General features: G+C 69.6%; 22 protein-coding genes. 17 read left to right on the plus strand and 5 right to left on the minus strand.

Annotation, left to right across the window (positions count from 1 at the left end; genetic code table 11):
* The first annotated feature begins 5 nt into the window (after nt 1-5).
* The 14 genes from VEA98_RS05195 (at nt 6) to VEA98_RS05260 (ending at nt 11,181) form a co-directional block, all read left to right on the plus strand.
* Nucleotides 6-1,484, plus strand: coding sequence for a DUF2793 domain-containing protein (locus VEA98_RS05195; RefSeq protein ID WP_324811417.1), 1,479 nt, complete (start codon nt 6-8; stop codon nt 1,482-1,484).
* 5 nt (nt 1,485-1,489) lie between these two features.
* On the plus strand, nt 1,490-1,642 hold the full coding sequence (locus VEA98_RS05200; protein WP_324811418.1) for a hypothetical protein: 153 nt from the start codon (nt 1,490-1,492) through the stop codon (nt 1,640-1,642).
* Nucleotides 1,639-1,917: a hypothetical protein gene (locus VEA98_RS05205; protein ID WP_324811419.1), complete on the plus strand. Its 279-nt coding sequence runs from the start codon at nt 1,639-1,641 to the stop codon at nt 1,915-1,917. Before VEA98_RS05200 ends, VEA98_RS05205 begins: the two co-directional genes overlap by 4 nt.
* A complete protein-coding gene (locus tag VEA98_RS05210) occupies nt 1,917-2,300 on the plus strand; it encodes a M15 family metallopeptidase (protein WP_324811421.1) in 384 nt (127 codons plus the stop codon). The genes VEA98_RS05205 and VEA98_RS05210 overlap by 1 nt, the downstream gene beginning before the upstream one ends.
* Nucleotides 2,297-2,758: a hypothetical protein gene (locus VEA98_RS05215; RefSeq protein WP_324811423.1), complete on the plus strand. Its 462-nt coding sequence runs from the start codon at nt 2,297-2,299 to the stop codon at nt 2,756-2,758. The genes VEA98_RS05210 and VEA98_RS05215 overlap by 4 nt, the downstream gene beginning before the upstream one ends.
* Nucleotides 2,751-2,927 (plus strand): hypothetical protein, encoded by a 177-nt coding sequence (locus tag VEA98_RS05220; RefSeq protein ID WP_324811425.1) that lies wholly within the window; start codon nt 2,751-2,753, stop codon nt 2,925-2,927. The genes VEA98_RS05215 and VEA98_RS05220 overlap by 8 nt, the downstream gene beginning before the upstream one ends.
* A 288-nt stretch (nt 2,928-3,215) precedes the next feature.
* Nucleotides 3,216-4,049, plus strand: a complete 834-nt coding sequence (locus VEA98_RS05225; protein ID WP_324811427.1) for a flagellin — start codon at nt 3,216-3,218, stop codon at nt 4,047-4,049.
* A 91-nt stretch (nt 4,050-4,140) separates the two neighbouring features.
* On the plus strand, nt 4,141-4,428 hold the full coding sequence (locus VEA98_RS05230; protein ID WP_324811429.1) for a flagellar protein FlaG: 288 nt from the start codon (nt 4,141-4,143) through the stop codon (nt 4,426-4,428).
* Between the two features lie 131 nt (nt 4,429-4,559).
* Entirely contained in the window at nt 4,560-5,396 is an 837-nt protein-coding gene (locus VEA98_RS05235; protein ID WP_324811431.1) for a flagellin, read from the plus strand.
* A gap of 267 nt (nt 5,397-5,663) precedes the next feature.
* Nucleotides 5,664-8,420, plus strand: a complete 2,757-nt coding sequence (locus VEA98_RS05240) for a transcriptional regulator (RefSeq protein ID WP_324811433.1) — start codon at nt 5,664-5,666, stop codon at nt 8,418-8,420.
* A gap of 76 nt (nt 8,421-8,496) precedes the next feature.
* The gene (locus VEA98_RS05245; RefSeq protein ID WP_324811435.1) at nt 8,497-9,165 is read left to right on the plus strand and encodes a hypothetical protein; all 669 of its coding nucleotides are present in this window, start codon (nt 8,497-8,499) and stop codon (nt 9,163-9,165) included.
* The gene (locus tag VEA98_RS05250; protein ID WP_324811437.1) at nt 9,165-9,614 is read left to right on the plus strand and encodes a hypothetical protein; all 450 of its coding nucleotides are present in this window, start codon (nt 9,165-9,167) and stop codon (nt 9,612-9,614) included. Before VEA98_RS05245 ends, VEA98_RS05250 begins: the two co-directional genes overlap by 1 nt.
* A gap of 103 nt (nt 9,615-9,717) precedes the next feature.
* A complete protein-coding gene (gene ssb / locus VEA98_RS05255; RefSeq protein ID WP_324811472.1) occupies nt 9,718-10,191 on the plus strand; it encodes a single-stranded DNA-binding protein in 474 nt (157 codons plus the stop codon).
* Nucleotides 10,192-10,275: 84 nt separating this feature from the next.
* Nucleotides 10,276-11,181: a DMT family transporter gene (locus VEA98_RS05260; protein ID WP_324811439.1), complete on the plus strand. Its 906-nt coding sequence runs from the start codon at nt 10,276-10,278 to the stop codon at nt 11,179-11,181.
* A 55-nt stretch (nt 11,182-11,236) separates the two neighbouring features.
* Here the strand turns inward: VEA98_RS05260 and VEA98_RS05265 are convergent, their stop codons facing one another.
* Together VEA98_RS05265 and lspA are read right to left on the minus strand one after the other, a co-directional pair.
* Nucleotides 11,237-11,800, minus strand: coding sequence for a DUF3035 domain-containing protein (locus VEA98_RS05265; protein ID WP_324811442.1), 564 nt, complete (start codon nt 11,798-11,800; stop codon nt 11,237-11,239).
* Between the two features lie 60 nt (nt 11,801-11,860).
* Nucleotides 11,861-12,367: a signal peptidase II gene (gene lspA / locus VEA98_RS05270; RefSeq protein WP_324811444.1), complete on the minus strand. Its 507-nt coding sequence runs from the start codon at nt 12,365-12,367 to the stop codon at nt 11,861-11,863.
* Between the two features lie 171 nt (nt 12,368-12,538).
* Here lspA and VEA98_RS05275 point away from each other — a divergent pair, with 171 nt between their 5' ends.
* A complete protein-coding gene (locus VEA98_RS05275) occupies nt 12,539-13,768 on the plus strand; it encodes a cation:proton antiporter (protein ID WP_324811446.1) in 1,230 nt (409 codons plus the stop codon).
* Between the two features lie 3 nt (nt 13,769-13,771).
* Here the strand turns inward: VEA98_RS05275 and VEA98_RS05280 are convergent, their stop codons facing one another.
* Nucleotides 13,772-14,563, minus strand: coding sequence for a PhoH family protein (locus VEA98_RS05280; RefSeq protein WP_324811474.1), 792 nt, complete (start codon nt 14,561-14,563; stop codon nt 13,772-13,774).
* A gap of 284 nt (nt 14,564-14,847) precedes the next feature.
* On the opposite strand from VEA98_RS05280, the gene VEA98_RS05285 reads away from it, so the two are divergent.
* Entirely contained in the window at nt 14,848-15,375 is a 528-nt protein-coding gene (locus VEA98_RS05285; protein WP_324811448.1) for a gamma carbonic anhydrase family protein, read from the plus strand.
* 5 nt (nt 15,376-15,380) lie between these two features.
* On the opposite strand, the gene VEA98_RS05290 is transcribed toward VEA98_RS05285, so the two are convergent.
* A complete protein-coding gene (locus VEA98_RS05290) occupies nt 15,381-15,920 on the minus strand; it encodes a PAS domain-containing protein (RefSeq protein WP_324811449.1) in 540 nt (179 codons plus the stop codon).
* Between the two features lie 142 nt (nt 15,921-16,062).
* On the opposite strand from VEA98_RS05290, the gene VEA98_RS05295 reads away from it, so the two are divergent.
* Nucleotides 16,063-16,935, plus strand: a complete 873-nt coding sequence (locus tag VEA98_RS05295) for a hypothetical protein (RefSeq protein WP_324811451.1) — start codon at nt 16,063-16,065, stop codon at nt 16,933-16,935.
* Nucleotides 16,936-17,065: 130 nt separating this feature from the next.
* On the opposite strand, the gene VEA98_RS05300 is transcribed toward VEA98_RS05295, so the two are convergent.
* Nucleotides 17,066-19,957 carry a M16 family metallopeptidase gene (locus VEA98_RS05300; protein ID WP_324811452.1) on the minus strand — a complete coding sequence of 964 codons (2,892 nt, stop codon included), beginning with the start codon at nt 19,955-19,957 and terminating at the stop codon, nt 17,066-17,068.
* Between the last annotated feature and the right edge of the window lie 111 nt (nt 19,958-20,068).

Here is a 20,068-nt window from a genome sequence, read left to right on the forward strand (position 1 = left end):
TTCTGATGAGCGACCAACAGACCGCCCGCCTGGGCCTGCCCTATCTGGCGGCGGGTCAGATGCAGAAGCATGTGACGCTGAACGAGGCCCTGACCCGGCTCGACGCCTTGGTCCAGAGCGCCGTGGTCAGCCGCACCCAGCCGTCCCAGCCCGCCGACCCGCCGGACGGGGCGCTTTACATCCTGCCGGCCGACGCCGCCGGCCCCGCCTGGGCCGGTCTCGCCGAGGGGACGCTGATGCGGGCCGAAGCGGGCGGCTGGAGCGCCGTCGCGGCGCCGGACGGCGTGGTCGCCCTGGTCGTCGACGCCGATGAACTGGTGGTGCGGCAGGACGGGACCTGGGTTCCGCTCGGCGCCCGGCTGGATGCGGTCCAGAGCCTGACGCGGCTTGGGCTCGGCACGACGGCGGACGCGATCAATCCGTTCGCAGCCCGCCTGAACAAGGCTCTGTGGACCGCCCGGGAGGCGTGGGACGGCGGCGACGGCGACCTGCGGCTGACCTTCAACAAGGAGGCGTCCGCCGATGTTCTGTCGCTGCTGTTCCAGAGCGGCTGGGGCGGTCGGGCGGAACTGGGCCTGATCGGCGACGACGACCTGAGGCTGAAGGTCAGCAGCGACGGCTCGGCGTGGCAGGACGTCTGGTCGGTCGACCGGGTCACGGGGCGAGCCAGCTTCGAGCTGGGCGCGACGCGGCGGGCGGTGACCATAGTGGCGGCGGACGGCGCCTACGCCGTTCCGGCCTGGGCCCGAACCGTCGAGGCGGTGGCGGTCGGCGGCGGAGGCGGGGGCGGCGCCGGGGCGTCCGGCCCGTCCGGCCCTCGCTTCGGCGGCGGCGGGGGCGGGGCCGGCGGCGTCAGCCGGGCGATCTGGGCGGCCGATGAGGTCTCGGCCGGGCTCACGGTGGTGGTGGGCGGCGGCGGGGCCGGCGGCGAGGCGGGCGCCGGCGCTTCGGGCGGCGATTCCCTGGTCAGTTTCGGCGCCACGCCCCTGTTGGTCGCCGCAGGCGGTGGCGGCGGCGGGCTGGGCGATGGGGTGAGCGGCGAGGCCGGCATGGCTGGCGCGGGGGCGCCGACCTCCAACGCCGGCGGCGCCTCCAGCGTCACGGCTGACGGGGCGGCGGGCCGGAGCTTCGATCGCCCGGATGCATCGGGCGGCGGCGGGGCCGGCGGCGGTCTCGACGGCGCGGGCGTGGCTCACGCGGGCGGCGCCGGAGGCGACGGCGGCGCGCTGGCGGTCAAGGCGACGGGCGGCGGCGGCGGATCGGGTGCGTCCGGCGGGGCCGGCTCGGCCTCGCCCCAGCCTGCGCTCCACTGGGCCGGCGCCGGCGGAGGCGGCGGCGGGGCGGTCGCGTCGGGCGCGGGCCACGATGGAGGCGGCGGCGGGTTGGCAGGAGGCGGGGGCGGCGGCGGCGGAGCGGGAGTCGCGGCCGGGGGCGTCGGCGGGCCCGGCGCGAGCGGTCTCGTCTGGCTGATCGCGCAGGGATGACCGTCATGTCCCGACCCCATGACCCCGACGACGCCCTTCTCGAACCGGAGGCCTGGGAGGCTCCCTCCCCGATGTCGGCCGACGATCTCTACCTCGAATCGGGAGCGGACCGCCGCGGCGGTCGCGGGCCCTTCGACGATCCGGAGGATGACCGATGACGGGACCCGCACCCCGCGTGGACGGGGCGCCGCCCCTGGCGGAGGGCCGCTGGTTGTGGCGACGGCTGTATGTGTTCGCCAGCACCGGCACGGCCTGGCTGCTGCTGGACCGGCTGATCGTCCTGACGCCGCCTGAGGCGGCGCTTCCTCTCGCCAAGGGGCTGATGGCGCTGCTGGCCTTGACCATGATCCTGTATCTGGTCGCGCCGACGGCGCAGCAGTTGATCGCCAGTCTGCGCGCGCTGCGTCCCGGCCCGGGCGGGGAGGGGCGGTGATGGGCTTCCGTCTTTCCGAACGCTCGCTGAAGCGGCTGGAGGGGGTGCATCCCCGTCTGGTCGCCCTGGCGGGCGAGGCCGTGGCGCTCAGCCCGGTCGACTTCATGGTCACCGAAGGGCTCCGGACGCCGCAGCGTCAGGCGGCGCTGGTGCGCGCCGGGGCCAGCCGGACCCGGAACTCGCGCCACCTGACCGGCCACGCCATCGACGTGGCCGCCCTGGTCGACGGGCAGGTGCGCTGGGACTGGCCGCTGTATCCGCGCATCGCCGCCGCCTTCAAGGCCGCCGCGGTCCGCCAGGGCACGGCGATCGTCTGGGGCGGAGACTGGCCGAAGCTGCGCGACGGCCCGCATTTCGAGCTCGACGGTAAGGTGTTCCCGTGACGCCGCCGGTCCTTCCCGGGTGGGTCAGGACGGCCGTTTGGGCGCTGGGCGCGGCCCTCGCCCTGATCGCCGTTGTGCTGCTGGCCCAAGGGGTCGGTCTGCGCTGGGACCCCTTCGACCTGGCCGGTCGCCGGCTGCGCACGGCCGAGGCCCTCGCGGACGCCGCCGTTTCGGACGCCCAGGCGCGCCGCCTCGAGAGCGACGGCCGGGCGGATCAGGCTCGCCGCCTTGAACATCTTCATCAACAGGCCATGGCCGTGGAGCGGGTGACCGCCGTCGCCGCGACCGAGGCCCGGAGCGCCCACGATGCCTCGACACCCCTGGATCCGGCTCGCGCCGGCCGTCTTCTGCGCCATGACAGCGAGCTGTGCCGCCTCTCTCCCGCCGTCTGCGGCGGCGCCCCGTCTGACCCTGCCGGAAGCGGCGGCGCGGCCGTGCCGGCTGGACCGCTTGCCTGACGCTTCGACCGAGGGCGATCTGGAGGTCGCCTATGTCGCGCGGGGCGCCGCCCTGGTCGCCTGCGACGCCGCGCGCTCGCTCGCCGTGGAGACCCTTCTGGCCGAGCGGGCCCTCCAGGACCGCTGGCGCGAGCCTCCGCGGCCGCGCCGCCGCTGGCCGCCGTGGTGAAGGCGGGCGATCTGGCCGATTCTGGCAGGGTTGGCCCCGCGATTTCGCGAAGCCGTGCCGGTCGCCGAGTGCAACTTGTGCCGGGTCAGGCAGGCAGATCTTGCCGGGAGCCCGGCACATCCTGCCGGGCGGCCGACGTGCTTAACAGGAACTAACGCAGCAAAAACAACGGATGGACCCTTGGCACGGCGGGTCGCCGACTGGTCCCGTCCTTGCTGCGATACGTCCGAGCAGAATGCTCCCGGCAGCCAAAACGGCGTCGGACACCTTGAAGAAGGACTACGTGTCATGGCGCTGAACAGCGTAAACACGAACGTGGGCGCGATGATCGCCCTCCAGAACCTGTCGGTCACCAACAGTGAACTGAGCACGGTTCAGAACCGCATCAACACCGGCAAGATCGTCTCGTCCGCCAAGGACAACGGCGCCATCTTCGCCATCGCCCAAGGACAGCGCGCTGAAATCGGCGCCCTGAACGCGGTCAAGGACAGCCTGAACCGCGGCCAATCGGCCCTGGACGTCGCCCTCTCCGCCGGCGAGTCGGTCTCCGACCTGCTCAGCCAGCTGAAGGAAAAGGCCCTCGCGGCCACCGACAAGAGCCTGACGACCTCGGCTCGCTCGGCCCTGAACGAAGACTTCAAGGCCATCCGCGACCAGATCGCCACCGTTGTTTCGAACGCCAAGTTCAATGGCGTCAACCTGCTGGACAACTCGACCGGCACCAACGGCTACAAGGCCCTCGCCAACACGAGCGGCACCACCATCAAGGCCGCGGGTGAAAACCTGTCGCTGGGCGGCGCCAACGTGACCGTCGCCGCCACCACCACCATCGGCACCTCGACCCTGGCCACCACGGCCCTGGGTCTGGTCAACGCTTCGATCGACAAGGTCTCGGCCTCCCTGGCTCGCCTGGGCACCGGCTCCAAGTCGTTCGCGACCCACCTGACCTTCGTGGGCAAGCTGCAAGACACCATCGAAGCCGGTATCGGCAACATGGTCGACGCCGATCTGGCCAAGGAAAGCGCCCGACTGCAGGCTCTGCAAACCAAGCAACAGCTGGGTGTGCAGGCGCTGTCGATCGCCAACTCCTCGACCTCCATCCTGCTCGGACTGTTCCGCTAAGGATCGACCGGAAGGGCGGGGCCTTCGGGTCCCGCCCGACCGATCCGGGCCGCCTCACGGAGACGCCGGCTAGACGCCGGCGGAAGGAGAGATGCAGAGCAATGCCAGGATAGACCCGATCGGCGCCCTCGCCGTTCAGCCCGCCGCCGCGGCCACCGCAGGCGGCGATTTCCACGATTCAAGGTTCGCGCAGGAAGCCGAACAGGCCGCCCGCTACCGCCTGGTGATCGAGGAGGGGCCGCAGTCCGGGTCCTTCATCTACAAGACGCTGGACCGGATCACCGGCGAAGTCGTCAAGCAGCTGCCCCGCGAGCAGGTCGTCGACCTGATGCGGACCGCCCAGTACAGCGCCGGCTCGGTGATCGACACCAAGGCCTGACGCCACAGCGTAATCGACGAGACCCGCCGCGCAGGAGCGATCCGCGCGGTTAAAGCGCGTGGTGAACGGCCGTTAACCATGTGTGCACGGTTCGCCTCATAGCCTTGGCCAAACCTGAAAGGCCGAGTCGGATGACGAACAGCGTCCATACCAACACTTCCGCCGCGATCGCGCTGCAGAACCTGACGCGCACCAACGAGCGCCTCGGCGACGTCCAGAGCCGCATCTCGACCGGACTGAAGGTCCAGGGCGCCAAGGACAACGCCGCCATCTGGGCCATCGCCCAGCAGCAACGGGCCGACGTCGGCGCCCTCAGCGCCGTGAAACAGAGCCTCGACCGAGCGACCTCGATCGCAGATGTGGCCCTGTCGGCCGGCGAATCGGTCTCCGACCTGCTGAACCAGCTCAAGGAAAAGGTCGTCGCGGCGAAGGACACCTCGCTCAAGACCCAGTCGCGCCAACTGCTCGACGCCGACTTCAAGGCCCTGATGAAGGCCATCTCCTCGGCGGTCGAGAATGCGACCTTCGACGGCGGCAACATTCTCAACGGCTCGCTGACGACGGGGATCAAATTCCTCGCCAACGCCGACGCCAGTTCTTTCGTCACCCTGTCGGCCAAGGATCTCAGCCTCGGCGGCGCGATCATCGAGCTGTCGATGTCCGACAGCCTGCTGACGCTGACCGGCGCGACCCAGGCCCTGACCCGCCTCGACGACTCGATCACCCAGCTGAACGCCTCGCTGGGCGAGATCGGCGCCCAGGCCAAGCAGATCGAGGCGCACCAGAGCTTTGTGACCAAGCTGGTCGACACCCTGGAATCCGGGATCGGAAACCTCGTCGACGCCGACCTCGCCAAGGAGAGCGCCCGGCTTCAGGCCTTGCAAGTTCAGCAGCAGCTGGGCGCGCAATCGCTGTCGATCGCCAATCAGGCGCCGCAGATCATCCTGTCGCTGTTCCGCGGCGGCTAGAGCCTCAGAAGCGCGCCGCTCCCGAGCGGCCGATGTAGACGGGTGCGGGCCGGCGCCGCTGGGCGCGATGGCCGAATCCGTACAGGGCGAGCAGCGATCTCAGGGTTTCGACGAAGGCAGACATGAGGCACGTCTCCTGCTTCCACGGCGATGGCTCAACCGTCGCCGTCGGCCATTGTTCCCTGAGTCGCGTTCGGAGTCGCTCAGACGGCGGATGTTAAGGCCTCGTTACGCTCGGGCCGTCACACTCGCGGCCGGGAGCGCCGTGTGATCAACAACAGCTATCTTCTCGGATTGTTCGGCGGTACGGCGCCTCTGGCCCTGGACACGACGACGGCCGCCACCCTGCGGCAGGCCGCGCGCCAGCAGCCCACTCCGCCCTGGTCGACCAGCATCGAGCCGCCGAAGCAGGACGCCCTGGTCCGGGCCGCGCTTGGCGGGCGGAAATTCATCAACGAGGGCGCGGCCCAGCTCGACGTCAAATCCGCCTCGGCCGACTACCGCAAGCTGTTCGCCCTCTACCAGGGGCTCGATACGCTCAACGCCCTGGTCAACCGGTCGGCCACCAAAGGCGTCAGCAGCCTTGAGCTGGCGCAGCTGTCCAAACGCTTCAGCTCCGGCCTGACCGAGATTGGGTCATGGCTGTCCTCTGCCGACTTCGATGCAATCCGGATGGTGCAGGGCACGTCCAAGATGACCAGCAAGACCACGGCCGCCGTGCCGCGGGACAGCGCCCGGTCCATCACCGGCCCGATTCACGAGGGATCGGTCGACACGCCGGTGGCCGCCTTCCAGGGCGACACCCGCTTCAGCATCACCATCAAGGTGCCCGTGGGGGTCGACAGCTCGCAGACGACGGCGGTGCCGATCGATCTGGCGGACATGGGCGCGACGCCGCGGACGCTCGACAACGTCCTCAGCCACATTAACGGAAAACTCGAAACCGCCGGCTTCCAGACCCGACTCGGCCGCGAGCAGATCAAGGCCGAGGCCAGGACGATCCAGGTCAACGGCAAGCCCGTGACCCTGCCGGCGGGGCCGGACCAATGGGCGCTCGCCATCCGCGGGACCTCGACCGAAACCGTGGGCTTCACCGCGCCCGAGACCTCGGACGCGGTCTATATCGTGCAGGCGTCCGGGACCACGGGCGGCGCCCAGCTGCTGAAGTTCCAGAGCGATGTCGGCACGGCCGCCCCGCCGACGGGCGGCGGGGTCGGCGAGACCCAGTGGGTCGACGGCCGGCTGTCGCAGGACGCCCTGCCGGACGGCGTCGAAAACGTCCGGGCCAGCGCCGTCGGTCCCGATGGCTCGTTGTGGATCGTGGCCAATCTCACCGCCGGGCCGGACACCCAGCCGATCAAGGGCGTCCAGGATGTCGCCCTGATGAAATACGACTCCGCGGGCCGGCTGGTGACCACGCGCACCCTGGGCGCGGCGTCGACGGCCAGCGGCTACGCCATCGCCATCGACGCGAACGGGGATGTCGCCGTGGCGGGCTCGGTCACCGGGGCGCTGAACACCAGCACGACCGACGCCGGCAAGACCGGGGAGGTCGCCGACGTCGCCGACAGCTTCGTCACCGTGTTCGACAAGGACGCGCAGGAGATCTGGACCCAGCGCCGGGGCGCACGCGCCGCTGACGAGGCCACCTCGGTCAGCTTCGGCGCCGACGGGACGGTCTATATCGGCGGACGAGCCAAATCGGCTGTGCCTGGCGGCGCCGCTGTCGGCGGCTGGGACGGCTACGTCCAGGCCTTCAAGGCGGGGGAGCCCTATCCGACGGCCGGGATCGTTTCCAAGGCGACCGCGACGAGCCAGTTCGGGACCGGCGGCGACGACGGCGTCGATGCGATGACCGTCGACGGCGCCAACCTCTACACCGCCGGCGTCGAGAACGGTCACGCGGTCGTCCGCCACTTCACCCTCGACGCCGAGGGCGTGCCGACGCTGGCCTCGACCCGTGACCTGGGGACCATCAGCGGCGAGATCGGCGGGGTTTCCGTCTCCGGCGGCCAGGTGATCGTGACCGGCGCGAGCCGCGACAGCGGTCTGGCGGCAGGAACCGTGACCACGGCCCATTCCGGCGCCAAGGATGTCTTCGTGGCCACGCTGGCAGGCGACCTGGCGGCTTCGCCCGCCGACCGCATGACCTGGTACGGCGGCGCGGGCGACGACGGCGCCGCCGACGTCAAGGTCCATGACGGCAAGGTCTGGATCACCGGCATAGCCGACCGCGATCCAGCGGCGGATGAAGAGGATCCGACCCGAGGTTATCTGGCCCGGCTCGACCCGCTCACCGGGGCAGTCGAATACGAGAGAACCTGGTCCGGCGACGGCGAAATGGCCGCGCCCCTGACCCTTGCGGTCGCGTCCGGCGGGGCCAGCGTTCTGGACCGGCTGGGCCTGCCGAATGGCGAGATCGACCAGAGCGATTCAAAGCGCCTGGTCGACGCCACCTCGCTGAGGGTGGGAGACCGGTTCTACGTCAGTCCGGCCGACGGCGGCCGCTCGGTGTCTGTCACCATCGCCGCCAAGGACACCCTGGCGACGCTGGCCCGCAAGATCGAGATCGCCTCCAACGGCAAGCTGAAGGTGACCGTCGCTTCCGAGGGCGGCTCGGTGACCGGCAAGGACGGCGAGATCACCACGACGACCGGCGGCTTCCAGCGCCTCTCGATCATGGCCCGCGACGGCAAGGCCGGCGCGGTGCTGACCGCCGGCGAAACCGACCGCGACGCCCTGGCCGGTCTGGGCCTGTCGTCCGGATACATCGGCGCTTCGACCGGCGACGATATCCGCAAGACCTTCGGATTGGATCTGCCGGGAAGTCTCCGTCTCGGCGACGCTGCGCTGGCGAAGACCGCAGGCGAGCGCATCCAGGCGGCCATGAAGGCGGTCCGCGACGCCTACCGGTCCCTCGACCCGGCCACCAGCGCCTCCGCGGCCGCCAACGGTCCCGTTCCGGCCTATCTGACCAACCAGCTGGCCAACTATCAGGCGGCCTTGGCGCGGCTGGGCGGCTAGTCGCGAGCCTGACGAAGGCCGTTGACGCGGCATGGCCCGGCGGGGTTATTGGACTCCCCAGCCGCGCGAGCCTTTCATGCCCCAGGACAACCGCATCCTCATCGCAATCGGCGCCGGCCTCGCGGTCGTCGCGGCGGTGGTGATCGCCCTGATCGTCTCCGGCGGACGGGACCGCGACCCGACCCCGCCTCCGGCCGCCCAGGGCGGCCTCACGGTCGATGTCGCCGACGCGCCGGAACTGAACACGACCCGGGAACTGCGCTGCTATGTCGACGGGCGGTTCGTGGGGATGGCCACCCTCGTCGATTGCGCGCGCCGCAATGGCCTGGCCACAGACGCTCTCGACGTCGGGGTGGACGAGACCGGGGCGCTGGTGGCGGCTCCGACGGCGTCGTTCGCTCCCCCGCCCACGGAGCCCGACGAACGGGCCCAGCTGGAGCCCGAACCGGTCCAGGCCCAGCCCTCGGAACCGCCCCAGACTCAGGCCCAGGCCGCGCCGGGCGCGCAATGCCTGCGCCACACCGGCTCCGACTGGCGCACCGTCTCTTCGAACACCAGCCTGAACGCCTGCGTGCAGGCGCTGTATTCCGGCACCTGCGTCCGCCCCGGCGACGCCCTGTACGGCCGCTGGGGCAACACCACCCTGAGACTCGTGCCGCGCCGGGTCGAGCAGTCGCCTGACAACAATCGCTTCCGCACCCTGGTCGAACAGGACCGGAGCTGCCAGTTCCCGGACCTCCGTTGATGACCCGCGCCTGCCTTTTCCTGACCGCCGGTCTCGGCGCCCTCGCCCTCACGGCCTGCAGCAACGCCGTCGAGGCGCCGTTCGAACCGGGCGTCTGCTTCGCGGTGGAAGCCGGAGCCCCGGGCGAGGCGCCCGTGTTCAACAAGCTCGCCGACAACCAGCCGCAGCTCGAGCATTGCGCGGCGCGACTGGAAGAGATGCGGGTCCGTTTCCTGCGTCAGGGCGGCAGTCGCCAGGAGATCACCGGGTCCTATCAGGGCCAGTACATCTTCATCGACCAGGAAGGCATCTGGCTCGGCAAGTCGCTGGACGGCTCGCGGTTCATCTTCATGGCCCGGACGGGCGACGGCCGGCTGGCGACGCCCGGGGCGATCGTGAGGGACGAGACCGGGCGGCCGATCGGCGTCGCCGCACCCCCCGAGCCGGAACCGGCGCCGGCGGGGCAATAGCGAACAAAACTGGAACATTGGTCCGTGATCCGCTAGGTTGCGGCCACCCAACACAACCGGCCCGTGGCGAAACACACGTCAGGCCTACAAAAAGGATTCGATGATGGCGGGCAGCGTCAACAAGGTCATTCTGGTCGGCAACCTGGGCAAGGACCCGGAAATCCGCACCCTCAACTCCGGCGAGCGCGTAGCCAACCTGTCGCTCGCGACCTCGGAGCAGTGGCGCGACAAGGCCACCGGCGAGCGCAAGGAAAAGACCGAGTGGCACCGGGTGGTCATCTTCAACGAGAACATCGTCAAGGTGGCCGAGAACTATCTGAAGAAGGGCTCGACCGTTTACGTCGAGGGCTCGCTGCAGACCCGGAAATACGAACAGAACGGCGTCGAGAAATACACCACCGAGATCGTGCTGCAGAAGTTCCGCGGGGAACTGACCATGCTGGGCGGGCGCAGTGAAGGCGGCGGCGCCTCGCGCGGCGGCGATGACGACTATTCGTCGGGCTTCTCGACCGGCGGCGCGAACAAGCCGAGCGGTCCCAAGGAAAGCTACGACCTCAACGACGACATTCCGTTCTAGGTCGAGGACCGGCGGGCGGAGGTCGAAACGGTCGGTTACCCGCTTTGACGGGCGACGCGGCGCGGCGCATGGCATAGGCGTCCTGTGATCACGCCCGACAAGCCGCACAGCCCGCTTTCCCTCGTCGAGATCGCCGCCATCGTGGCGGTGGTGGTGATCTGGGGCGTCAACAACGCCGCGGCCAAACAGGCCACCGAGACCCTGCCGCCGCTGCTGACGGGCGCGCTCCGGTTCGCCATAGCCGCCGTCTGCCTGATCCCCTTCGTGCGGCCGCCCTTCCCCAACTGGAAGAGCCTTCTGATCATCGTCGGTCTCGGGGGGCCGGTTCACTACGGGTTGATCTATCTGGCCTTCTGGATGGCGCGGGACGTCAGCCCGGTGTCGGTGGCGACCCAGCTGTGGGTGCCGTTCACGGCCCTGTTCGCCTTCCTGCTGCTGGCGGAGCGCCTGTCGCGGTTCGCCCTGATCGGCATGGGCGTGGCCTTTGCGGGCGTGGCCTGGATGACGCTGGACCCGCACGCCTTCGCCGATTGGCAGGCGATCCTGGTCGGCGTCGCGGCCAGCGCCGCCTGGGCGATGACGACGGTGATCGCGCGTCGGACCACCTCCATTCCGCCGCTCAAGATGCAGGGGCTGCTGGCCTTGGTGGCCCTGCCCAGCCTGGCCTTCGGCTCCGCGATGTTCGAACAGGGGCAGGTGCAGGCGATGCGGGAGGCCGACGCCCTCGTCTGGACCTGCGTCGTCTGGGCCGGGCTGGTGTCGTCGGTGCTGGCGACCACCCTGGTGTTCTGGCTGGTCCAGAAGCGGGAGGCCGGACGGGTCACGCCCTATCTGCTGGCCACCCCGGTGGTCTCCATCCTGATCGGCTGGGGCTTTATGGGCGATGTGCTGACGCCGCAAATCCTCGCTGGCGCGGCCCTGACCATCGCCGGCGTGGCGGTGGTGGCGCTTGCGGAACGCGGCCTCCGCGCCGGAGCGGCGAAGGCCTGAAACGAAAAAGGCCCGGACGCCGAAGCGTCCGGGCCTTCGGGCACATGCCGAGGTCCTACAGACCCGGGAGCTTGAAGCCGGTGTCGCGGCGCGGCGCGATGACGATGCCGGCGCGGCCGCCGGTCAGGGCCTGAACCCGGGCGTATTCACTGGCGGCGTCAATGGTGACGGCTCCGCTCGCGGTCTGGGTGGTGGTCGGGGCCTGGGTCGCTGCGTCGTCGCGGCGCCAGAACAGGATGCGATTGGCCCAGCCCTCTTCCTTGTGGGCGAGGTCGCCGAATTCGTCGTCGATGACGTAGCGGGCGAGGGGATCGGCGCGGTCGCCGCCGGCCTGGGCCACCAGCACCTGCTCCCCGGGCGAACGGGTCACGGCCTGGCGCTGACCCAGCAGGATCTGACGGGCGGCGGACTCGGGCGCAAGCTCCTGCGGGCGCGGCTCGCCCGGCGCGGGCGGACGCAGGCCGTATTCCGGCGGCACCGTCAGCGGCGCCGTGGAGACGGTCAGGAACTCGTCCGGAGTGACCTTGGTCAGGCCGATCGTCTGCCGCATGCTCCCGCAGGCGCCGAGCACCAGCGTCGATGCGGCGAGGGTCAGGATGGCGGTGCGGTTAAGGCGCATGGTCAATCTCGGCTGGGCGCGCCCGAAGGCGCGCGCGTAAACCCTAGAGGAAGCGGCTGATTACGACTTTTCGGCGGCGACGCCAACCTTGGCCGCCCTTTCGGACAGCAGGCTGTCGAGGATGAGCAGGATGACGCCGACGGTGATGGCGCTGTCGGCGACGTTGAACACCCAAGGGAAGAAGCCCGTGCCGGAGAAGTCGAGGAAATCGACCACGAAGCCGAAGCGGATGCGGTCGATCACGTTGCCGATGGCCCCGCCCATGATCAGGCCGACCGAACTGATCAGCAGGCGGCGGTCGGCCTTGAGCGCCCACCAGCCCAGAACGCCGGCCACGGCGAGCGAGAAGGCGCTGAGCATCCAGCGCGCCGACCCGTCGCCGAACAGGCCGAAGCTGACGCCGCGGTTCTCGACCCAGGTGAGGTTGAAGATCGGCGGCAGGACCGGAACCCGGCCAAGCTCGCGCAGATCCAGGCCGGACAGCACCCAGGCCTTGGTCAACTGGTCGAAGACGATGACGAAGATGGCGATGCCGTAGGCGGCCAGTGCGATGCGTGGGATTTTCATTGGGGTCGCTGAATGGGTGAGATCGCCCGGTTAGCAGCCCCGGCCCCGGGCGCGAAGGGGCAATCGTGGCGCGTGGTCGCGCGGGAGCATCAAAGCTTGCCCCGATGCGTTGCACGCTTCAATTGTCACGCTTTCTCCCCCCGAACCAGCCGCCCGTCAGAAGGAGCGCCGATGCCGCATGCCGACAGCCTGATCCTCACCCTGGTCGGCGGCTTTGTGCTGGCCTTCGTGTTCGGGATGCTGGCCAACCGGCTGAAGCTGTCGCCCCTGGTCGGCTATCTGGTCGCTGGCGTGGCGGTCGGCCCCTTCACCGCGGGTTTCGTCGCCGACACCGAATTGGCGCCGCAACTGGCGGAGATCGGCGTCATCCTGCTGATGTTCGGGGTCGGACTGCATTTCTCGCCGGCGGACCTGATGAAGGTCCGCAAGGTGGCGCTTCCGGGCGCCGTCGTGCAGATCGTGGCGGCGACGGTGCTGGGCTGGGTTCTCGGCCGCACGCTGCTGGGTCTCGGCCATCTTGAGGCCGCCCTGCTGGGTTTCGCCCTCGCCACCGCCTCGACGGTGGTGCTGTTGCGCGCGATCGAGGAACGCAAGCAATTGAAGGTCGAGGTCGGGCGTATCGCCGTGGGCTGGCTGATCGTCGAAGACCTCGTCATCGTCATCGCCCTGGTCATGCTGCCGTTGCTGATCGTGCAGCCGGGCCAGACCCTTGACGGTCTTGAACTGGCGCAGTCGATCGGCTGGACGCTGCTCAAGGTGGGCGCCTTCGTCGGCGCGATGCTGTTTGTGGGCCCGCGGGTCCTGCCCTGGCTGCTGATCCGCATCGCCCACACCCGGTCGCGGGAGCTGTTCACCCTGGGCGTGCTGGCCATAGCCCTGGGCATCGCCTGGGTGGCCTACGCCCTGTTCCACTCGTTCGCGCTGGGGGCCTTCCTGGCGGGCCTGGTGCTCAACAGTTCGCCGCTGGGGCACAATGCAGCCGAGCGCTCCCTGCCGTTGCGGGACGCCTTCGCCGTGCTGTTCTTCGTCTCCGTCGGCATGCTGTTCGATCCCAGCATCCTGATCCGCGAGCCACTGGCCGTGCTCGGCGTGCTGGGCATCGTCATCGTCGGCAAGTCGCTGGCGGCGTTGGCCATCACCAGCCTGTTCAAGCTGGACCGGGCGACCAGCCTGACGGTTGCGGCGAGCCTGGCGCAGATCGGCGAGTTCTCCTTCATCCTGGCCGCCCTGTGCGTGTCCCTCGGCGCCATGAGCCGGGAGACCCACGACCTGATCCTGGCCGCGGCCCTGCTGTCGATCTCGCTGAACCCGTTCGTCTTTGCGCTTGTCGACCGGATGGGTGCGCGGCCGAAACCGCTCCCGGCAACGCCGGAGGCGGTTCCGGTCAGGGACCTGATCTAGGTCTCAGAGCACGCCGATCATACTGGCCACCAAGGGGTGGCGGACGATGTCGCGCTCGGCCAGCTTGACCACGGCGATGTCAGGCACCGGGGCGAGGCGTTCGGCGATGTCGGACAGGCCGGAGATGCCCGGCAGCAGGTCCGACTGCTGCGGATCGCCGGTGACCACCATGGTCGAATGCCAGCCCAGCCGCGTCAGCAGCATCTTCAGCTGGACGTAGGTGCAGTTCTGGGCCTCGTCGACCACGATGAAGGCGTTGTTCAGCGTGCGGCCGCGCATGTAGCCGATCGGCGCTATCTCGATCAGGCCTTCGGCCATCAACGCCTTGACCCGCTTCATCGACAGCCGGTCTGACAGGGCGTCGTAGAGGGGGCGCAGATAGGGCGCGAGCTTGTCCTCCATGTCGCCGGGCAGGAAGCCGATCGATTCTCCGGCCTCGACCGCCGGGCGTGAGAGGACGATGCGGCCGACCTTGCCGGCTTCGAGCGCCTCTACCGCCTTGGCGACGGCGAGGTAGGTCTTGCCGGTGCCGGCCGGACCAAGGGCCAGGACCATGTTGTGGTGGTCGATGGCCGTCATCAGCTCAGCCTGACCGTCCGATTTCGGCTTCAGCGTCTTCAGATAAGCCTGGTCGCGATCGTCGTTGGAGGGGTAGGGCGACCAGCCGGCGTGCGTGGGAAGGCGCCGTACCTTGGCGTCCTCGATGAACTGCCGCGAATCCAGAACGCCGTGTTCACGGGACATTTCACGGGTCTGACGCTTGATTGCCGCACGCTTGGTCATGGACGCCTCCAGGGCATGAAAAAAGGCGATGCCGCAAAAGCATCGCCTCGAACGAAGGTGGTCGGGGAAGGGGACGCGGCGCATCCGCCCGGGTCTGAGGAAGAACCAACTTCCAGCGGGAATACCCGCCGACCGGAACGCGTCACGCGCGCTCTCCTGGGTCTGACCGGACCGGGCTTGATCCGGCTTCGGATCCGGGGCGGAAATGGCGGCCTCGAATCGCATCTACACTCTGATGCTAGCGTGGTTTACGAGAGCTTAAAGCCCTTGATTTGTTCAGAAATGACGGTGTCGTGATGAATGTTTACAGCCTCGGTGACAAGAAACCACAGCTTCCACCACAAGGCGAATACTGGATCGCACCGACCGCAACCGTCATAGGAGACGTGATTCTCAAGCACGGCGCCAGCCTCTGGTTCGGCGCGGTCGTGCGCGGCGACAATGACCCCATCACCATCGGGCGGGACACCAATATCCAGGACGGCAGCGTGCTCCACTCGGACCCGGGCGAGCCGTTGACCATCGGCGACGGGGTGACGGTCGGCCATATGGTCATGCTCCATAGCTGTGAGATCGGCGACAACACCCTGATCGGCATCGGCGCCGTCGTGCTGGGCCGGGCGAAGATCGGCAAGAACTGCCTGATCGGCGCCAACACCCTGATCACCGAAGGCAAGGAGATTCCCGACGGTTCACTGGTCATGGGCCAGCCGGGCAGGGTGGTGCGGCAGCTTGAGCCGGGGCAGATCGAGGCCTTGAAGGCGTCGGCCGCCCACTATGTCCAGAACTGGAAGCGTTACGCGGCGGATCTCAAATCCGGTTAGGCCGGTCAGGCGATACGGCGGCCGCCGACCGCCGCCAGGCTGAGCGGAGCGCGGGCCGCCTCTCCCACCCCGATCGAGACGCGGGCGGTCAGCAGGCGGGGCTCGTCGGCGGCCAGGGTCAGGGTGGCGGCCGGCGCGTACAGGCCGAGCAGGCGATCGGGCCGCCCCGACGGTCCGCGCAACGGCAGAAGGGTGATCTCGATCTGGGCGGCGATGCTGCCGGCGAGGGCTGCGACCACCACGGGGCGGCCTTCGCGGACGGTCTGGGTCAGGGCCGTGGACACCAGCGGCCGCGAGGCCGTGCGCCACAGGGACAGCAGCGACCTGTCCTTCAGGTCTTCGCCGTGGAACGCCTCGATCCAGCTTCCGGCGAGGCGAATCGCGGCGTCCTCGCCTGAACGCCTGGCCACGAACGCCCTCGGCAGGCGCAGACCCAGGACGTCGGGCTCGAGAGCGGCTCGATGGGGAATTCCGCCACGCGACTCCGGCCGGCGCGCGAGGGCCGTCCAGTGGTCGATCAGGAACTGCGTGTCAGGGTGAAACATCGCCTTGGCCTCTGGCGTCGCCGCCGCAAGGACCGGGCCGGGCCGAGCGCAACGGAAACGAAAGGCTTTTGCGGTTCAGATGCAGGCTGGAGCGGCCCGCGTCTTGCTGGGCACGCGAGAAGATTCATCTGGAGGTCGGCCCATGCGGGTGCGGATCATGAACTGGACGCCGGCCGTGGCGACCTTCGTCGTCGTGACGGCGGTCGCCGGAACGGCTGCGGCGCAATGTGGACCGGTCTGTCCGCCCCCGCCGCCGCCCTGCTGCGAGCCGCCCCCGCCGCCCCCGCCTCCGCCGCCCCCGCCGTGCTGCCAGCAGCCCCCGCCCCCGCCGTGCTGCGGCGGCGGCGGCGACTTCAACGTCAATGTGAACGTCAACGCCAACGCCGAGGCTGGCGCGCGCAGCCGGGCGGGGCTCAACGCCCGCGCGGGCGGCGCGGTCTGGGTTTCGGGCGGCGGATCGGCCTATGTGACCGTGGATCAGCCTTATCCGACCACGATCAACGGCCTGATGGTCGAGGGCGCCCGGGTGCGCCAGACCGTCCGCGTGCCCTATGAGTCGCGCCGCCGGTGGGAGAAGCGGGTGGTCATCCGCGCCTTCTGCCTGGACGACCGCAATGTACCCCATCCGGCGTCCCAGGTGCGGCCCGACCGCGAGGTCGACGCCGACTACGAGGGCGAACTGTACCGTTGCCTGGCGGGAACGTGGCTGCAGTACACCTGGGCCGAATATACCGGCGACGCCGACTTCGGCCACGGCCAGACCATGGACTGCCGCAAGGGCGAGGCGCTGTGGCACGGCCGCGGCGGACTGGTGGAATGCCGGGCCCAGAAGGCCGAGCGGGAATGCAATGAACGCTCGCTCCTGCGTCGTTACGGCGCCGGCATCAAGATCCTCACCATGGTCCGGGAAGAGATCTACACCGAGTACCGCGAGGAAGTGGTCGAACAGCAGGGCATCGCGGTGTCCGGCGCGTCCATGACCCTCGATGGCGGCGTCGGCGGCCGCGTATTCTGACGCGAGACCCGCTGCCGGCGTTCAGCCGCGCGTCATCGCGCCTTCAATAGGATGGCGATCGTCGGCTCTGTCGACGATCCTGAGAAGCGACTGGCCCCGATCCGAAAGGACCGGGGCCTTTTTTTGTCGTCTACTGGGCCGGCGCCGCGGCCGGAGCCTCCGCCGGCGGACGCGAGGACGTCACCGAGGCACGCCAGGCAGTGTCGGGCCGCAGGTATTGACGGGCCAGGCGCTGGATATCGGCCGGGGTGATCGCTTCCAGGTCCGAGATGTGGGTCAGCGTCTGTTCGACCTCTTCCGGCCTCGCGGCCACGTCGCCCAGCTGGCCGAGCCAGTACTCGTTGCCGGCCTGACTGCGGCGTAGCGATTCGATGACCGGCAGGCGGGCGCGGTTCAGCTCGTCTTCCTCGACCGGGGTGTCCCGAAGGCCGGCGACGATCGAATCGACCGCCGCATAGAAGGCGGGCAGGGCATCGGCCGCCGTCTGGGCGGTGATCGAAATGGAACCGTAGTCCTCGTACACGTCGGAGGCGCTGGCCGAGACCCCCGGGGAATAGGCGAGGGCCTGCCGCTCGCGGATTTCCTCGAGCACCCGAAGCTTCAGCACTTCGGCCAGGATGGCGACCTGGCGCGACTCGGTGCGGTCGCCGACGGCGTCTGTGGTCGGCCAGGCGACATAGCCAAGGGCCTGTTCGGCGGGGCCGGTGTGGCTCAGCTGGACAGGATCGGCCACCCCCGCCGGGAAGCGGAGCTGGGTCGCGCCGGGCGCCGGCTGGGCGTCGGGACCGCGCGCGGAAAGCGCGCCCAGTGTGGGGGCGACCGCCGCGATGGCGTCGTCGACGGTCACGTCACCGACGACGACCACGTCGATCGGACCGGAGGCAAGGCCGTGGGTCACGCCCGCGCGCATGTCCTCGATGGTCCAGGCCGCGACATCCTCGATGCTGGGGAAGGACTGCCGCTTGTCGCCGCTGGCCAGCAGGCCGGAGGCCTGCAGCTGGAAGGCGCCGCCGGGCGTGGCCATCTGCTGGGCGACGATCTGCGGGAAGAAGGCCTTGATCTGCTGGAACGGCGCCGGGCGCAGGCCCGGATCGGTCAGATAGGCGGTCAGCACCTGCATCTCGAGCGCGAGGTCCTGCGGCCGGGTCGCGCCCGACAGGCTGTAGGTGTCGCTGTCGATGCCGAAGTTGGCCGAATAGATGCGGCCGTTCAGCACGCGGCTGAGCTCGTCGGCCGTCAGCTTGCCGAGGCCGCCTTGGGTGAAGACCAGCGGAGCCAGGGCCTGCGGGTCCGAACGGTCGGTCGGCAGGCCCAGCTCGCCGATGCCGGTGCGGACGCTGACCAGAATCTGCTCGTCGCGGAAGTCGGTTGGCTTGACGGTCAGGCGGACGCCGTTGGCGAAGGTGACCACCGTGGCGCCCAGTTCCGCAATCTCGCGGCGATCCTGCACCGTGCCCGGCGCGCCGAAGGTGGCGTAGGGCCAGTCAAGCTGCGCCTGGGCGGCGGGGGCCGCCACGGGGACCTGACGCGACGCCTCGAGCGCGGCGGTGACCGCCGCCTCGCCGCCCTCGATCTCGACGGGCGTGACCACCAGGGCCAGCGGACCGCCGCCTTCGAACACGGGCTTGATGGCCTCGTTCACCTGGGCGGCGGTGAGCCCCTCCACGGAGGCATTGAACAGGTCGAGGTTGGTCTGGGGGGCCGAGAAGACCTGCTCGTCATTCACTGCGCCCACCAAGGCGTTGGCCAGCGACGGCGTGCGCCGCGTGGCCGCGGCGGCCACGGCGTTCTCGAGCGCGGCCCGGGTGTCGGTGATCTCACGCTGAAGCTCGGCGTCGGACACGCCGTACTGCACCAGGCGGCGCTGCTCCTGCTCGATCGTCTCCAGGGCCCGCTTCCATTCGCCGGGATTGAACTGCGCGGAGACGGAGGCGATGTCGAGGCTTTCGGCAAGGGTCGCCTGACCGCCGCCGGCGGAGATGAAGGGCGGATTGTCGGCCCGCGCGATCTCGCCCAGCCGGCGGTTGAGAACCGCGACGCCGAGGTTGCGCAGCAGGTTGTCGCGGCGCTCCGCGACGGTGTCCGGATCGGTGTCCGGCGCCTTGATCCAGTTCAGCTGGATGGACGACTGGACGCCCTCTTCGACGAGGATGCGGGTTTCCGGGTCGCGCGGCGCAACGGTTCCGAGATCCGGCTCGGGACCTTCGGCGCCCTTGGGTTGCCAGGTCTCGAAGGCGCCGCGAATCTTGGCTTCCATCACGTCGACGTCGAAATCGCCGACAGCGATCATCGTCGCGCGGGACGGGCGGTAGTAGGCCTCATAGAATTCAACGAAGCGCTCGCGCGGGGCGGTGCGGATGATCTCCAGGTCGCCGATCGGCAGGCGCTGGGAAATGCGTTGGCCGGGGGCGAGCAGGGCCAGCTGGGCCTTAACCGAACGCAGGCCGGGCGTGTTGCGCAGCCGTTCCTCGCCGGCGATGACCCCGCGTTCGGCGTCGACCGCCTCCGGGGCCATCAGCGCCTCGGACACCTGTTCGCGCATGATCCGCAGGCTGGTGTCGACGGTCTCGTCGTTGGTCCGGGGCAGTTCCAGCATGTAGACGGTCTGGTCGAAGCCGGTCGAGGCGTTGGTGTCGGCGCCGAAGGCCAGGCCGAGCCGCTCAAGGATGCGCAGCAGGTCGTTCTCGGGAATGTTGGTCGTCCCGTTGAACGCCATGTGCTCCATGAAGTGGGCGAGGCCGAGCTGGTCCTCGTTCTCCATCAGGGAACCCGCGTCGATGCGCAGGCGAAGCGACGCCTGACCGGGCGGGGTGGCGTTGCGCAGGATGGCGTAGCGCATGCCGTTGGCGAGCTGCCCGAAACGGACGTTGGAGTCGGCCGGAATGTCGCTGGCGCTCTGGGCCCATGGGTCGCTTGGCTGGGCCTGTGCCGCCGCTGGAGCCTGGGCCAGGACCGGGGCGGCCGTGGCGAGGACCGCCATGGAGGCGGCGGCGAGGAGGAGCAGGCGACGGGGGGAACGCATGGGCGGTTCTTTCCGATAGGCGCGAGGGCTCCTGATCGGAAGCCGCGCCGGACAAGGTACAGGGGCTGCGATCCTCGACCGCCGACGCCCTCGTCAACCTTTCAGCGACAC

Source organism: Brevundimonas sp., from assembly GCF_035627055.1.
Taxonomy (GTDB): domain Bacteria; phylum Pseudomonadota; class Alphaproteobacteria; order Caulobacterales; family Caulobacteraceae; genus Brevundimonas.